Here is a 14,027-nt window from a genome sequence, read left to right as displayed (position 1 = left end):
GCACCCTCCCTCCGGGTGCGATGCACATCCCCCATATCACTATTCGAGAATATATCCGCTTTCGGGCGGCGTTCGCCCCTTTGCTTTCTGAAATGTCGCCACATGTCTTCCGAATGCGTGGAGGCAAAACATGAATGAAGAAGCGCGCATTCGAATAGCCGCCAATGACAAACTGCTGAAAGCCGTGATCACCCTTCTGGCGATCAAGGATCCCGACCTGCTCGACGAGTTGGACACGATCTTCGCCCTTGCGGCCGACGAGGGGCACAGTCTTGCCGATGCGGACCGGCGGACACGGCTACAGCTGAAGCAGGAACTTGAATTCATCCGTTCATTGGCGAGTTCGGCTCTCGAAACCGCTCACTGAAATCCTGCTGGATGAAGATTGTTGAATATTGGACGGGCGCCTTAAAGCGTGAGCCGCAATCTGGTGGATCGCGGCTCACGCTTTAGATCGTTATGGCGCATGCGGCTGTCAGGCGTTGCCGGCAGCGCTGTCTTCGTTGGCAGCCGGTGCGGCATCCGTCTTCGGGCCGCCCTTGGCGACGCCCACCATGGCCGGACGCAGGACGCGGTCACCGATGGTAAAGCCAGCTTGGACGACCTGGATGACCGTATTGTTCGGAACGTTCGGGTTCGGAACCTCGAACATGGCCTGATGGAAGTTCGGATCGAACTTTTCGCCTTCGGCATCGATCTTCTTGACGCCATGGCGCTCAAGCGCCGAAAGCATAGCGCGCTCGGTCATCTCGACACCTTCGAGCAGCGTCGTCAGCGTCGCATCGGCACCGGCGCGCTGGTCGGCCGGAACTGCATCGAGTGCGCGGCGCAGATTGTCGGATACGGCCAGCATGTCGCGTGCGAAGCCGGCGACGGAATAGGACTTGGCGTCCTTTACATCGCGATCGGTACGACGGCGCAGGTTGTCCATTTCAGCCGCCAGCCGCAGGAAACGGTCACGCAGCTCGGCATTCTCGGCCTTCAACACATCCAACGGATCCGGCTCTGCGGGTGCCGCCTCTTCAGTATTCTGATTGGCCGCGTCCTCAAGAGCGGATGCCGCTGCCTCTGCCGCATTCTCGGCGGAGGCTGCGTCTGGTCCATTCTTCTTGGTATCGTCGGTCATGACGTTCTCCGATTGGTCTTGTCTGGAAGTTGGGCTCGATATCGATGTTTGCCACCGAAAAATCAAGGCTAAGCGCGTATTCCGCTGCGATTAGGTTCAACTGCGCGACAGGCGGGCCAGCAATTGGGCGGTGTAGTCCACCATCGGCACCACACGGGAATAGTTGAGCCTCGTCGGCCCGATGACGCCGACGGCGCCGACGATGCGGTCTTCGCCGTCACGATAGGGCGCGACGATGAGCGAGGAGCCCGATAGCGAGAAGAGCTTGTTTTCCGAGCCGATGAAGATCCTGACCCCCGGCCCGGCCTCCGCCAGTTCGAGAATCTCGATCAGGCTGTCCTTCTTTTCCAGGTCGTCGAACAGCAGTCGCAGACGATCGAGGTCGCCGATCTCGCCCAGGCCTTCGAGAAGGTTGGCGCGCCCACGGACGATGAGCTGGGTCGGCTTGCCCTCCTCATTGTCGCCCGACCAGACGGCAAGGCCGCGTTCGATCAGGTCCTGAGCGAGCGCATCGAGCTCCGTCTGGACCTCCTGCTTCAGTTCTTTGAGCTGACCGCGCAGTTCCAGAAGGGTCTTTCCCGTCAAATGCGCGTTGAGGAAATTCGCCGCTTCCGTAAGCTGGGAAGAGGTGACACCGGCCGGAAGCTCGATGATGCGGTTCTCGACCTGATTGTGTTCCCCGACCAGCACGGCGAGCGCCTTGGTCGGCTCGAGCCGGATGAATTCCACGTGCTTGAGCACGGGATCGCTTTTGGTCGTGATGACCAGGCCGGCGCCACGGGACAGGCCGGACAGCATAAGGCTCGCATCCGCCATCAGATTTTCGAGCGGCTGATCGCGATCGGCCGGCCGGATCTGGCGGTCGATGCTGGCGCGGTCTTCAGCTGAAAGATTGCCCGTCTGCATGAAGGCATCGACGAAGAAGCGCAGGCCCGTTTGGGTCGGCAGGCGGCCAGCGCTGATATGGGGCGAATATATGAGCCCGAGCTGTTCCAGGTCGCTCATGACATTACGGACGGAAGCCGGCGAGAGCGAGGTTGCAAGGAGGCGCGACAGGTTGCGCGAGCCGAGCGGCTCACCGCTTTCTAGATAGCTCTCGACGATCCGCCGGAAGATTTCGCGCGAGCGCTCGTCCAGTATCGAAATGCCTTCCCTGCCGGACGATCCCGAAATTGCCATCTATTCTTCACCACAGTCTTGATGTCTTGCCGAAATATAGTCAGTCGCGTCCGCCTTCGCAAAAGGGAAAATCTTTGCAAAAAGGCCCTTCGGGCTCTAGAAGGCATGAACTTGAAATTCAGGGAGTAGTACATGCGGCCTTCAGGCAGACAGACTAACCAGATGCGCAAGGTCTCGTTTGAGCGCAATTTCTCCAAGCACGCGGAAGGCTCCTGTCTCGTCAAGTTCGGCGAAACGCATGTGCTGTGCACGGCAAGCCTTGAAGAGAAGACCCCGCCATGGCTGCGCAATACCGGCAAGGGCTGGGTGACGGCCGAATACGGCATGCTGCCGCGCGCGACCGGCGACCGGATGCGTCGCGAAGCCGCTTCCGGCAAGCAGGGCGGCCGCACACTCGAGATCCAGCGCCTGATCGGCCGCTCGCTGCGCGCCGTCGTCGATCTCGAAGCGCTCGGCGAAAAGCAGATCACCATCGACTGCGACGTCATCCAGGCGGATGGCGGCACACGCACGGCCTCCGTCACCGGCGGCTGGATCGCGCTGCACGACTGCCTGAAATGGATGGAAACGCGCTCGATGATCAAGCTCGACAAGGTCTTGAAGGATCATGTCGCGGCGATCTCCTGCGGCATCTTCGCCAACCAGGCGGTGATCGACCTGGATTATCTGGAAGACTCTGCCGCTGAGACCGACGCCAATTTCGTCATGACCGGCACCGGCGGCATCGTCGAAGTCCAGGGCACGGCCGAAGGCAAGCCGTTCAGCCAGGAAGAGCTGCTCACCCTGCTCGGCCTTGCCGGCGACGGAATCAAGGAACTGGTGGAGATGCAGAAGGCCGCGATCGCGGGCTGACTTTGGCCGGCTTTATGGATGATCGCTGCAGGAACCCGTGACATTCCCATCATATGGGTCGTGTCTGAAATCGCGGGTTTTCGGAGGGATTGACCCTCGGCTTTTTCGGCGCGAGCGTAACGACCACCACACGCTCGCGGCGATCATCACCAGCGCGACAACCAAGCCTATGGCGACGGATATCCAGGCCGCCATGGGCGAACTTCCAACGAGCGATGCAACCAATCCTAGCAGAAGGGCTGGTCATGATCGACGGAATTCTCGAAACGGCCGTCTATGCCGACGATATCGATGCGGCGGAAGCCTTTTATGGCAGGCTGCTGGGGTTGGAAAAAGTGCTGCGGGCGGGTGACCGTCACGTCTTCTTCCGCTGCGGACCGGGTATCCTGCTGATCTTCAATCCGGCAGAGACCGTCAAGCCGCCCTCAGGCGATGCCTTGCCGGTTCCGCCGCACGGGTCGACCGGCCCCGGCCATGTCTGCTTCCGCATGGACGGCGAGGCGATTGACAGGACGGTGGAAAAGCTCAACAAGGCGGGGATTGCGATCGAGAGCGATTTCCGTTGGCCGAACGGCGCCCGCTCGATCTATTTCCGCGACCCGGCCGGCAACAGCCTGGAATGCGCCGAGCCGAAGCTCTGGAACATCGAATAGGAATTTCATGCGCAAGCTCGACACCAAGACGATCGTCGTCGCCAGCCACAATGCCGGCAAGATCCGCGAGATCGCCGAACTGATCGGCCCGTTCGGCTTTTCCGCCAAGTCGGCGGCCGAGCTGAAGTTCGAGGAGCCGGACGAGACGGGCACGACGTTCGAGGAAAATGCGGCGATCAAGGCGCTCGCCTCCGCCAAGGCATCCGGCCTGCCCGCCCTTTCCGACGACAGCGGCATAGTCATCGATGCGCTGGACGGGGCGCCGGGCGTCTATACCGCCAACTGGGCCGAGCGCGAGGACGGTTCCCGCGATTTCCAGATGGCGATGCAGAAGGTGGAACACGCCCTGCAGGACAAAGGTGCTGCGACGCCCGACAAGCGCACCTGCCGTTTCGTCAGCGTGCTGTGCCTCGCCTGGCCGGATGGCCATACCGAAATGTTCCGCGGCGAGGTGGAAGGCATTGTCGCTTGGCCGCCGCGCGGCACCGCCGGCTTCGGCTACGATCCGATCTTCCAGCCACAGGGCTACGACGTGACCTTCGGCGAAATGTCCGGCGAGGAGAAGCACGGATGGAAGCCGGGCGATGCGCAGGCTTTGTCGCATCGCGCGCGCGCCTTCAAGCTGTTCGTCGAAACCTGCCTCGAGGCCTGATCTTCATTGAACGCCGTCGTCAATCTTTCGCGCGATACGCTGCTTCCCGATACCGGTGAACCTGGTTTCGGGGTCTATGTGCACTGGCCCTTCTGTGCGGCCAAGTGTCCCTATTGCGACTTCAACAGCCATGTCCGCCACCAGCCGGTGGACCAGGCCCGCTTCACCGCCTCGTTCCTGAAAGAGATGGAGACGATGCGGAAGATGAGCGGCCCGAAGACGGTGACGAGCATCTTTCTCGGTGGCGGCACGCCGTCGCTGATGGACCCGGCGACTGTCGAGGCGATCCTCAACGGGATCGCCAAGGCCTGGCATGTGCCCGACGGCATCGAGATCACCATGGAGGCCAACCCCTCCAGCGTCGAGGCCGAGCGTTTTCGCGGCTATCGCGCCGCCGGGATCAACCGCGTGTCGATGGGCGTGCAGGCGCTGAACGATGCCGACCTGAAATTTCTCGGCCGCCTTCACGATGTCGCGGACGCGCTGAAGGCGATCAAGCTGGCGCGCGAGATCTTTCCGCGCATGTCCTTCGACCTCATCTACGCCCGGCCGAAACAGACGGTCGAGGCCTGGGAAGCTGAATTGAAGCAGGCGATCTCCTATGCGGTCGACCACCTGTCGCTCTACCAGTTGACGATCGAGGAAGGCACGCCCTTCTACGGCCTGCACAAGGCCGGCAAGCTGATCGTGCCCGATGACGACCAGTCGGCCTCGCTCTACGAGGCGACGCAGGAGATCACCGCCGCCCACGGGATGCCCGCCTACGAGGTTTCCAACCACGCGCGGCCGGGCGCCGAGAGCCGTCACAACCTGACCTACTGGCGCTACGGCGATTATGCCGGCATCGGTCCCGGCGCCCATGGACGGCTTTCCCGCGGACGCAACAAGATCGCCACCTCGACCGAGCGGCGACCGGAGACCTGGCTCGAACAGGTCGAGGCCCAAGGGCACGGCATGATTGACCAGGAAATGCTGGGCTACGAGGAACAGGCAGACGAGTTGCTGCTGATGGGTCTTCGCCTCACCGAAGGCGTCGACCTTGCCCGCTGGCAGGAACTGTCCGGCCGCGACCCCGACCCGGCGCGCGAGCAGACTTTACTGGAACACGGGTTTATCGAGCGGCTCGGCAATTCGCGCCTGCGCTGCACGCCGAAGGGAATGCTGATCCTCGACGCGGTGGTTGCCGATCTGGCCTGCTGATCAGGGTTTCATCGCCGTGACATGCAGCCAGTCGTTGGGCTGGTCGTCATAGCCGTATCCTTTGCCGCCTTGCATTCGGATCGAGGCCCAAGGCAGGTTTTCGTAGGTCGCGGAGAGCCACAGCTCGGATGGGTAGTTGTAATAGCGCCCAAAACTGTCGCGCCCCTCCTCTCCGCCGGATTTGTAGCTCGCATAAAAGACGCCACCAGGCCGCAGGGCCCGGTGAATGCGCGCCAGAATATCAGGAAGCGCTGCCCGCTGGACATGCAGAAGGCAGGCATGGGCCCATATGCCGTCGAAAGCCTCGATGGCATCGATATCCTCGAACAGCAGCACCGGGACGTTGACGCCGAGCCGCCTTGCGGCAACGGCCGCCAGTTCCGGCGTTCCGTCGGTCGGCGTCACCTTGTAACCCCGCTCGAGCATGAGGCCGCTGTCGCGCCCGTTGCCGCAGCCGAGCTCCAGGATTTCGGCGTTTTCCGGCAGCATGGCGAGAAAATCTCCCAGCCGCCTTGTGCTCGGCGTCAGCCAGAAATTCGCATAGGTTTCGGCATTGTCGGCGTAAAAGCGGAAGGTCTGATCTTTATCGCCCTCCATCCCCGCCGGCCTATTTCTGCGACAGGAGAAGTTTGGTGCCGAAACCGACAAAGACAGTCGCGACGCCGAGATCGATCTTCTGCTTAGCCTTCAGATAGCCCGCCGCAACGCGCGGATGGGTGATCAGCGAGACGAGGCAGGTGTAGTAGATCGTCGATACGACTACCATCACGCCGATCGCGGCCGCGCCATAGAGAAACGGCGTACCGGCCGGCATGGTGACGGCAAACAGCGAGGCGACGAAAAGCGCCGACTTCGGATTGGCGAGATTGGTGGCGAGCCCCATGCGATAGGCCGTTCCCAGCGGGACATCGACCTTTGCCGGAGCGAGGTCCGGTGTCCGGCGCGCCTTGCGGACATCCAGGAAGACCCGGATGCCGAGCCACACGAGATAAAGCCCGCCGGCAATCTTCAGCGCGACATAGGCAAAGGGGGCAGCCTGGAACAGGACATTGATCCCGAGCCAGCCGGCGACGCCCCAGCAGAGCGTTCCCGTGATCGTGCCCATCGCGGCGACGATCGCAACGCGGCGCGGCGCCGTCAGGCAATAGCGAATGACGAGAAGGGTGTTGGGACCCGGCGTGACGCAGGCCACCGCCCAGATGGTGGCGACAGAGAGAAGAAACATCGCTGATCATTCCGGCAAGAAACTGCGCCAGGCATGCGCCACGCCCGGGGCACGGTCAAGGGGAAAGCGTAATGGAGGACGATGGACCGGGACGGTTTCCGCACCGCCGACACAGAGCCTATCGCTCCGGAATGCGGCGGCACTCCCCATATCCAGCTTCGGCCTCTACTCCGCAGGCTCGCCCTTCGCCGCTTTCGATTGCCTTGCGAGTTCGGCGCTCTCGCGCCTGATCGGGCCACCGATCGGACAGACATCCTGCACGAAGCCTGTCAGGGACGTCGCAAGCGTGTCCGGCACCTGGCGGTAGTAGACGAATTTGCCGCGCTTTTCGCTGGCGATGAGGCCGGCATGTTCCAGAAGCTGCAAATGCTGGGAAATCGACGGCTTCGACATGTCGAAACGCGCCGCAATATCGCCGGCATTCATCTCGTGATGGGCGACATAGGCGAGGATTTTCCGGCGCACCGGGGAGGCAAGAGCCTCGAAGATGATCTGTATCGACATGGCCTGACCCTAACAGAAGTCATTTAGGTAATCAATTAATTGTTGACACAGCAACATTTAGACGATTACCTAATTGTATAACGAAGGAGAGACGATGCAGATCCGCTCCGAATGGGTGTTCGATTGCGAGGCACAGCATATCTGGCCGAACTTCCTGCAGTCGAAGATGGATGCAACCCGGCCGATCCTGTTCCGCTTCGGCATTCCGAAGCCGATGAGCTGCAAGGTTCTGGAGGGGGAAGGCAAGGTCGGCAATACGCGCCAATGCACCACCGATCTCGGCACGATCGACCAGCGCATCCTCACCTTCGAGGAGAACCGGAAGCTGCGCTACCGGATGATCCGCAGCACCGTCTGGTGCCGCGACTGGGTGGGACATCTGGAGGACGAGTTCTCGCTGACGCCGCTCGACGGCGGCAGAACCCGGGTGGAAAGGCAGACCGAATTTAAGGCGGCCGGATGGTTCTCGGGGTTGAAACAGATCGCGCTCTGGGCGGCGCTCCGCCAGGCGCATGTCTATGCCGCACGTAACTGGCGGCGGCTTGCAACGGAGAGAATGAGAATGGAAGCAGGCAACGCCATGGCGGCACAGGCAGCGGGAGAAGGCCGATGAGCAGCGTATTGCGGAATGGCCGGCTGTGGCGAGTAGCGTATTTGGCGGAGATCGCTGTTCTTGCAGTTCCGACGCTGACGCCAATTGGCTTGCTCGCAATCGTGGGAACACTCTATTGCGGCGGTGCAACGCTCATCGGTCTCGACATGCTGCCGGGATACATGGCCGGCAGATACGGAGACGCATCAGGGACAGTGGATCTGGTGGTTCTCGGATCCGCAGGAACGCTGATCTGCGTCAGCGCGCTCTGCGCCATCTCACGCTTCATCAGGCTTTCAAGAGCCTATGTTTTCGGATCGGCTCGCGCGCTTCTTAATCATGTCGAGGATTTCCGCATCGGCCTGACATTGGCGCTGGCTCTTCTGATCTTTAACGGCAGCCTGGCGGCCATCATGCCGGGCGAAGGACAAGCACTCTTCCTGCTGCTCTTTTTCGCCAATGCGGTGATACTGATCCCCGTAACGCATTTGTGGATCGCCATGCGTCAAGCAAGGCGATCCACAAATGAAGTTGGACCGGACAAGCAGGCTCCGATCGTCGGAGCCCGATGATCAGGCGTTGTTTTCGTTGATCAGGCGCTTCAGGAGCTCGACTTCGTGGCCGAGCTTGGTGTCGTCGCCGATCAGTTCCTCGATCTTGCGCACGGCATGAAGGACCGTGGTGTGGTCGCGGCCGCCGAAACGACGGCCGATTTCCGGGAAGGAGCGCGGCGTCATGGTCTTGGCCAGATACATGGCGATCTGGCGCGGCTTGACGATCACCCGCGTGCGGCGGTTCGATACCAGTTCCTGGCGCGAGACGTTGTAATGGCGGGCGACGATGCGCTGGATGTCCTCGATGCGGACGCGACGTGCCTCACCGGCACCAACGAGATGCGCCAGCAGCTCATCGACACGGTCGATGGAGAGCGACGGCTCGAAGGAGCGACGGAACAGGAGCTGGTTGAAGGCACCTTCCAGCTCACGGCCGCTGCTCGCCACGTTACGGGCAACGTGAGAAAGGATTTCGGCCGGGATGTCGAGCGACGGATCGTCCTGCTTGGCGGCGCGAAGCCGGCCCTTGAGCATTTCGAGACGCATTTCGTATTCCGGAGATTCCAGTTCGATCGCCACACCGCCCTGAAGGCGCGAACGGACGCGCGGATCGAGCGATTCCAGCTCCCACGGCGCACGGTCGGCGGCCACGACAACCTGCTTGGCGCTGTCGAGCAGCGTGTTGAGCAGATGGCAGAATTCGTTCTGGATCATCTTGCCCTGCAGGAACTGCATGTCGTCGATGATCAGGAGATCGATGTTGCGCAACGAGTCCTTTAGCGTCAGCGCGTCATTGTCGCGGATCGCGGTGGCGAAACGCCACATGAAATATTCGGCCGTCAGGTAGACGACGCGCGGCGAACGGCTGCTGCCGACGGCAGCGTTGGCAATCGCCTGCAGAAGATGCGTCTTGCCGAGGCCGACATTGGAATGAATGAAGAGCGGGTTGAAGCGCACGGCACCGGCACCGGCTTCAGCAATCGTCTTTGCAGCAGCCAGCGCCACGCGGTTGGACGCGCCTTCGATGAAGGTGTCGAATGTGTAGCGACTGTCGAGCGGCGAGCCGAACAGCGGGCCGGACTGCGAACTGCGCGCGGCGGGAGCGGCAGGTGCCGGAAACGCGGCAATCTTGCCGATCTCGCGGGCGGGCTGGCTGCGGTTGAGGTTCGCGGCGACGCTTGCCTCCACCTGCGCCGGACGCTCCTCGACGAGGCCGGCCGGGCGAACGTTGCGGCTCGCGCTGCGTACCAGGATCTCTACCTTGAGGATTTCCTTGTCTTCAGCCTGCAGGATCGACGTGATCAGGTCGAGATAACGGTTGTTGATCCAGGACTTGAGGAAGGTGGTCGGGACCGTGAGCCTGACAACGCTCTTGGAAACCGAATGGAGCTTCAGTCGCGCAAACCAGCTTGCATAAACATCCTGACCAACCTGTGCCTTCAATCGCGCACTGAACCGCTCGAAAAGAGCATCATGCTTCATTTCTGCTGTATCCCCTGCCGCTTGGGAGCAAACTGAATCGAATCCCTGTCGCGCATGGTCACCATTGCCAGCTGCACGCGCCGATACGGTATTCATCTGCATTAATTTGCCGCCTTCTGAAAAAGCCCGGCGAAGTCGTTCCGCCAGACAATACGTTGTTCAAAGTCCCGCCTGCCGTCCTCTACCGACAAGCGCCCTAGTATCTTCCCCGTGTCCACCTCATCCGCCAGAATGAATGGACTGCCGGATCGCCTCGTGAACGATCGGCAGGCTCGGGTCGCCCTACAAGATTGGCGTCTCATCCTCGACATGAGCCGCCGCTTTTCCAAATTCCCCTCGATCGCCGTTTCCGGATCACTGGGCACAAATCGGCTGCATCCGAAAAACAGAATTTTTCGGCGTACAACCCTTAGTTTATGGAAAACGAGAGTTAAAATCCCGCCGCAAGAGGCATAAAGCACCTGTCACGCTTTTTGGAAAAGCGTTCTTCGGAAGCTTCTTGAAGTTATCCCCGCGCCCCTTGCTGGAGGCCATTTAGGCAGGATCACCTGGCAAGATCAACAGCGTTTTTTACCCAAACTTAAGGCACGGCCGTTGACTCTTGCGGCGCAATTTGAATGCGCCGGGAGCTGTCATAAAGAATCGTAGTTGAATCAATGGGATTCAATTTTGGCCATCTCTGGCGGGCATGATTCACAGGAAAAATAAAAAATCGCTTGACTCGAATCCGGCTACCGGACGCTCGCCGAAAATCGGGCAAAGATTCAAAATACGCTCATAAGCGACTGATTAAGTTGAATATTTCATGTCACGCACTCGACATCAAAATGTTAATAAGCCGGGCAACGATCGATAAACAAGGCAGAATCACGAAAAGCCCGGTCGCGAGACCAGGCTTTTTGCAGATCAAAATTTTGTTAGCCGGATTAGGCCGACAGGGCCTTCACACGAGCAGCCAGGCGGGACACCTTGCGGGACGCCGTGTTGCTGTGGAGGACGCCCTTGGTAGCAGCGCGAGCGATCTCCGGCTGCGCGGCCTTCAGTGCTGCTGCAGCAACCGTCAGATCGCCCGTTGCGATCGCTTCTTCAACCTTGCGGATGAAGCCACGGACGCGCGAACGGCGAGCCTTGTTGACTGCGGTACGGCGAGCGATCTTGCGGGTCGCCTTTTTCGCCGAAGTTGTATTGGCCATTTATGCCTCTCTACGAATTCGAACCAACACTCCACCGTTGCCGCCGGTCCTGCGACCCATCATCCAGCAATTCGGGAGCAATAGAGGAAGCCGTGAAGAGGCTTTCCCAACTGTGGCCGGGCATATAACCGGAATACCCGCACCAGTCAACGCGCTTTTTGGGCTTTAGCGGTTGGAAAAGCTCGGTTTGCGCTTCTCCACAAAGGCGGCCATGCCTTCCTTCTGGTCGGCGGTGGCGAAAAGCGAGTGGAACAGGCGCCGCTCGAAGCGCAGGCCCTCGGCCAGAGTCGTCTCGAAAGAGCGGTTGACTGTCTCCTTTGCCATCAGCACCGCAGCCCGCGGGAAGGCGGCAATCTTCTCTGCAGCCGTGACCGCCTCGTCCATCAGCTTTGCGGGCGCGACCACACGCGATACGAGTCCCGCGCGCTCCGCCTCCGTCACATCCATCATCCGGCCGGTGAGCACGAGATCCATCGCCTTTGCCTTGCCGACGGCTCGCGTCAGCCGCTGCGAGCCGCCGAGGCCCGGGATGACGCCGAGCGTGATCTCGGGCTGGCCGAATTTCGCAGTGTCGGACGCGATGATGAAGTCGCACATCATGGCAAGCTCGCAGCCGCCGCCGAGTGCGAAGCCGGAAACGGCGGCGATCAGCGGCTTGCGGAAGGCCGCAACAGCATCCCAGCCCGAAATGAAGTCGCCGACATAGGCATCGACAAAGGTGATCGACTGCATTTCCTTGATGTCGGCGCCGGCAGCGAAAGCCTTTTCGGAACCGGTGAGCACGACGGCGGCGATCGTCTCGTCCTTGTCATAGGCAGCCAGTGCGGCCGTCAGCTCGGCCATGACGGTGGAGTTCAGCGCATTTAACGCCTGGGGGCGGTTCAGCGTGACGACGGCGACGGCGCCGCGGGTCTCGGTCAGGATGGTCTCAAAGCTCACCGGTGTTCCTCCTCTTAGTAATATCGCCGGACGGGTACGGCCACTATTTCTGGCAGGTAGAGCAATAGAAGGTCGACCTGCCGGACTGGGTTATGCGCGAAACCGTACCGCCGCATCCCGGCGTGCGGCAAGCCCCGCCCTCCCGGTCATAGACGGAAAAGGAATGCTGGAAATAACCGAGCGAGCCGTCGGTCTGGATATGGTCGCGCAACGAAGAGCCGCCGGCCGCGATCGCATCGGCAATGACGGCGCGGATCGCCTCGGTCAGAAGCAGCAGTTCCTTTTTCGGCCGGCCCGTCGGCGTGACCAGAGTGCTGGACTTGCGCGTCGGGGAAAGATGCGAACGCCAGAGCGCCTCGCAGACGTAGATATTGCCAAGCCCGGCAATCATCGTCTGGTCGAGCAGCGTGCCCTTGAGCGGCTGGTTCTTGCCCGCGAAGCGCCCGGCCAGATAATCGGCGTCGAGCGCGTTGCCTGTCGGCTCCGGGCCAAGCTCGGCAAAGGCCGGATAGAGATCGAGCTCGCTGCGCTTCCACAGATGCATGAAGCCGAAACGGCGCGGGTCATTGTAGATCACCTTGCGCGGCCCGGCCTCGGCAGTGAGATGAAAGACAACATGGTCGTGCTTTTCATCCTTCGAGCGCGGATGATGGAAATCCCCCTGCAGCTCTTCCTCGATACGGAAGGAACCGGACATGCCGAGATGGCTGATGATGGTCAGGTCGTCTTCCAGGTCGATCAGCAGATATTTCGCCCGCCGGCCGAGCGACACGATGCGCCGGCCGGCAACACGGTCCGCGAAGTCTTGCGGGAAAGGAAAGCGCAGGTCCGGGCGGTTGAGATGGAGCCTTTCGAGCCGGGCGCCTTCCATGATCGGGGCAAGCCCGCGTCTTACCGTTTCCACCTCTGGCAATTCGGGCATGGATACCTAACTTCCTGTTTTCAACAACGCCGCCGGTGTTCTATAGAGCGGTCGGACAAATATCACCCTCGGACCATCACCCGAAGGGCATCACAATCGGGGCCATCCACCACATAGCGATCCGGCACGGATTTCGCTATGTCCGGAGCCTTGGAGAGCGTTAAGGAGCAATCGATGACCGAAGCCCGAACCGGAGCCGATGGCGGAATGGAAACCTCCTATGGTTTTCGCCAGGTCGCGGATGGCGAAAAGCAGGGCCTGGTCAACGACGTCTTCCACAAGGTGGCCAAGCGCTACGACATCATGAACGACGTGATGTCGGCCGGCATGCACCGGGTCTGGAAGGACGCGATGATCTCGGCGCTCAACCCGCGCAAGGATGAAGGCTACAGGACGCTCGACGTGGCCGGCGGTACCGGCGACATCGCATTCCGCATCGTCGAGGCCTCCGGTCGCAAGGCGCATACGACCGTGCTCGACATCAACGGCTCGATGCTGGCCGTCGGCGCCGAGCGTGCGGAAAAGAAGAGCCTTTCCGGCAATCTCGATTTCGTCGAGGCTAACGCGGAATCGCTGCCCTTCGAGGATAATTCCTTCGACGCCTATACGGTCGCCTTCGGCATCCGCAACGTGCCGCGCATCGATGTGGCGCTGTCTGAAGCCTATCGCGTGCTGAAGCGCGGCGGCCGCCTGCTGGTCTTGGAATTTTCCGAGGTCGAGATGCCGCTTCTTGAGCGCGTCTATGAAGAATGGTCGTTCAAGGCCATTCCGCAGTTCGGCAAGATGATCACCGGCGACGCCGAGCCCTATCAGTATCTGGTGGAATCGATCCGCAAATTCCCCAACCAGGAGAATTTCGCCGCGATGATCCGCACCGCCGGTTTCTCCCGGGTGACCTATACCAATTATACCGGCGGCATCGCCGCCCTGCATTCCGGCTGGAAACTCTGACCG

Annotated in this window: 17 protein-coding genes; 8 read left to right on the top strand and 9 right to left on the bottom strand. The window is 61.0% G+C overall.

Annotation, left to right across the window (positions count from 1 at the left end):
• The first annotated feature begins 130 nt into the window (after positions 1-130).
• On the top strand, positions 131-367 hold the full coding sequence (locus tag BM216_RS06050) for a hypothetical protein (protein ID WP_092996479.1): 237 nt from the start codon (positions 131-133) through the stop codon (positions 365-367).
• Positions 368-475: 108 nt separating this feature from the next.
• On the opposite strand, the gene grpE is transcribed toward BM216_RS06050, so the two are convergent.
• Entirely contained in the window at positions 476-1,126 is a 651-nt protein-coding gene (gene grpE, locus BM216_RS06045; protein WP_092996476.1) for a nucleotide exchange factor GrpE, read from the bottom strand.
• A 96-nt stretch (positions 1,127-1,222) separates the two neighbouring features.
• Complete coding sequence (gene hrcA / locus BM216_RS06040; RefSeq protein WP_092996473.1) at positions 1,223-2,305, bottom strand: heat-inducible transcriptional repressor HrcA; 1,083 nt, start codon at positions 2,303-2,305, stop codon at positions 1,223-1,225.
• 132 nt (positions 2,306-2,437) lie between these two features.
• Here hrcA and rph point away from each other — a divergent pair, with 132 nt between their 5' ends.
• The 4 genes from rph (at position 2,438) to hemW (ending at position 5,662) form a co-directional block, all read left to right on the top strand.
• Complete coding sequence (rph, locus tag BM216_RS06035) at positions 2,438-3,157, top strand: ribonuclease PH (RefSeq protein ID WP_092996470.1); 720 nt, start codon at positions 2,438-2,440, stop codon at positions 3,155-3,157.
• 245 nt (positions 3,158-3,402) lie between these two features.
• Entirely contained in the window at positions 3,403-3,810 is a 408-nt protein-coding gene (locus tag BM216_RS06030) for a VOC family protein (RefSeq protein ID WP_092996467.1), read from the top strand.
• A 7-nt stretch (positions 3,811-3,817) separates the two neighbouring features.
• A complete protein-coding gene (rdgB, locus tag BM216_RS06025; protein ID WP_092996464.1) occupies positions 3,818-4,462 on the top strand; it encodes an RdgB/HAM1 family non-canonical purine NTP pyrophosphatase in 645 nt (214 codons plus the stop codon).
• A gap of 6 nt (positions 4,463-4,468) precedes the next feature.
• Complete coding sequence (gene hemW, locus BM216_RS06020; protein WP_092996461.1) at positions 4,469-5,662, top strand: radical SAM family heme chaperone HemW; 1,194 nt, start codon at positions 4,469-4,471, stop codon at positions 5,660-5,662.
• On the opposite strand, the gene BM216_RS06015 is transcribed toward hemW, so the two are convergent.
• The 3 genes from BM216_RS06015 to BM216_RS06005 all read right to left on the bottom strand — a co-directional run bounded on the left by BM216_RS06015 (position 5,663) and on the right by BM216_RS06005 (position 7,391).
• Complete coding sequence (locus BM216_RS06015; protein WP_092996458.1) at positions 5,663-6,259, bottom strand: class I SAM-dependent methyltransferase; 597 nt, start codon at positions 6,257-6,259, stop codon at positions 5,663-5,665. It abuts the gene before it with no gap.
• 10 nt (positions 6,260-6,269) lie between these two features.
• Positions 6,270-6,887, bottom strand: a complete 618-nt coding sequence (locus BM216_RS06010) for a LysE family translocator (protein ID WP_092996455.1) — start codon at positions 6,885-6,887, stop codon at positions 6,270-6,272.
• 165 nt (positions 6,888-7,052) lie between these two features.
• Positions 7,053-7,391 (bottom strand): metalloregulator ArsR/SmtB family transcription factor, encoded by a 339-nt coding sequence (locus BM216_RS06005; RefSeq protein WP_210217025.1) that lies wholly within the window; start codon positions 7,389-7,391, stop codon positions 7,053-7,055.
• Between the two features lie 94 nt (positions 7,392-7,485).
• Between BM216_RS06005 and BM216_RS06000 the strand changes: the two genes are divergently transcribed.
• A complete protein-coding gene (locus tag BM216_RS06000; RefSeq protein WP_092996452.1) occupies positions 7,486-8,004 on the top strand; it encodes an SRPBCC family protein in 519 nt (172 codons plus the stop codon).
• A complete protein-coding gene (locus BM216_RS05995) occupies positions 8,001-8,555 on the top strand; it encodes a hypothetical protein (protein WP_143102733.1) in 555 nt (184 codons plus the stop codon). Before BM216_RS06000 ends, BM216_RS05995 begins: the two co-directional genes overlap by 4 nt.
• Here BM216_RS05995 and dnaA read toward each other — a convergent pair whose 3' ends face one another.
• From dnaA to mutM, 4 genes are all read right to left on the bottom strand, one after another.
• Positions 8,556-10,121, bottom strand: coding sequence for a chromosomal replication initiator protein DnaA (dnaA, locus tag BM216_RS05990; protein ID WP_092996446.1), 1,566 nt, complete (start codon positions 10,119-10,121; stop codon positions 8,556-8,558).
• Between the two features lie 824 nt (positions 10,122-10,945).
• Complete coding sequence (rpsT, locus tag BM216_RS05980; protein ID WP_092996440.1) at positions 10,946-11,212, bottom strand: 30S ribosomal protein S20; 267 nt, start codon at positions 11,210-11,212, stop codon at positions 10,946-10,948.
• A gap of 165 nt (positions 11,213-11,377) precedes the next feature.
• Positions 11,378-12,151 carry an enoyl-CoA hydratase gene (locus BM216_RS05975; RefSeq protein ID WP_092996437.1) on the bottom strand — a complete coding sequence of 258 codons (774 nt, stop codon included), beginning with the start codon at positions 12,149-12,151 and terminating at the stop codon, positions 11,378-11,380.
• 43 nt (positions 12,152-12,194) lie between these two features.
• Positions 12,195-13,073, bottom strand: coding sequence for a bifunctional DNA-formamidopyrimidine glycosylase/DNA-(apurinic or apyrimidinic site) lyase (gene mutM / locus BM216_RS05970; RefSeq protein ID WP_092996434.1), 879 nt, complete (start codon positions 13,071-13,073; stop codon positions 12,195-12,197).
• Between the two features lie 174 nt (positions 13,074-13,247).
• Between mutM and ubiE the strand changes: the two genes are divergently transcribed.
• Positions 13,248-14,024 (top strand): bifunctional demethylmenaquinone methyltransferase/2-methoxy-6-polyprenyl-1,4-benzoquinol methylase UbiE, encoded by a 777-nt coding sequence (gene ubiE / locus BM216_RS05965; protein WP_092996431.1) that lies wholly within the window; start codon positions 13,248-13,250, stop codon positions 14,022-14,024.
• Positions 14,025-14,027 lie beyond the last annotated feature (3 nt).

Source organism: Rhizobium sp. NFR07 (genome assembly GCF_900111905.1).
Taxonomy (GTDB): domain Bacteria; phylum Pseudomonadota; class Alphaproteobacteria; order Rhizobiales; family Rhizobiaceae; genus Neorhizobium.
The sequence above is the reverse complement of the archived record's forward strand: the minus strand, read 5'-3'. Positions and strand labels throughout refer to the sequence as shown.

Bases quoted from the DNA above. Each gene is read 5' to 3' on its own strand.
- rdgB (WP_092996464.1), top strand. From the start codon at position 3,818: ATGCGCAAGCTCGACACCAAGACGATCGTCGTCGCCAGCCACAATGCC.
- BM216_RS06000 (WP_092996452.1), top strand. From the start codon at position 7,486: ATGCAGATCCGCTCCGAATGGGTGTTCGATTGCGAGGCACAGCATATC.
- dnaA (WP_092996446.1), bottom strand. From the start codon at position 10,121: ATGCAGATGAATACCGTATCGGCGCGTGCAGCTGGCAATGGTGACCAT.
- BM216_RS06010 (WP_092996455.1), bottom strand. From the start codon at position 6,887: ATGTTTCTTCTCTCTGTCGCCACCATCTGGGCGGTGGCCTGCGTCACG.
- grpE (WP_092996476.1), bottom strand. From the start codon at position 1,126: ATGACCGACGATACCAAGAAGAATGGACCAGACGCAGCCTCCGCCGAG.
- BM216_RS06030 (WP_092996467.1), top strand. From the start codon at position 3,403: ATGATCGACGGAATTCTCGAAACGGCCGTCTATGCCGACGATATCGAT.
- rph (WP_092996470.1), top strand. From the start codon at position 2,438: ATGCGGCCTTCAGGCAGACAGACTAACCAGATGCGCAAGGTCTCGTTT.
- ubiE (WP_092996431.1), top strand. From the start codon at position 13,248: ATGACCGAAGCCCGAACCGGAGCCGATGGCGGAATGGAAACCTCCTAT.
- BM216_RS06050 (WP_092996479.1), top strand. From the start codon at position 131: ATGAATGAAGAAGCGCGCATTCGAATAGCCGCCAATGACAAACTGCTG.
- BM216_RS06005 (WP_210217025.1), bottom strand. From the start codon at position 7,391: ATGTCGATACAGATCATCTTCGAGGCTCTTGCCTCCCCGGTGCGCCGG.
- BM216_RS05995 (WP_143102733.1), top strand. From the start codon at position 8,001: ATGAGCAGCGTATTGCGGAATGGCCGGCTGTGGCGAGTAGCGTATTTG.
- mutM (WP_092996434.1), bottom strand. From the start codon at position 13,073: ATGCCCGAATTGCCAGAGGTGGAAACGGTAAGACGCGGGCTTGCCCCG.
- rpsT (WP_092996440.1), bottom strand. From the start codon at position 11,212: ATGGCCAATACAACTTCGGCGAAAAAGGCGACCCGCAAGATCGCTCGC.
- BM216_RS06015 (WP_092996458.1), bottom strand. From the start codon at position 6,259: ATGGAGGGCGATAAAGATCAGACCTTCCGCTTTTACGCCGACAATGCC.
- hrcA (WP_092996473.1), bottom strand. From the start codon at position 2,305: ATGGCAATTTCGGGATCGTCCGGCAGGGAAGGCATTTCGATACTGGAC.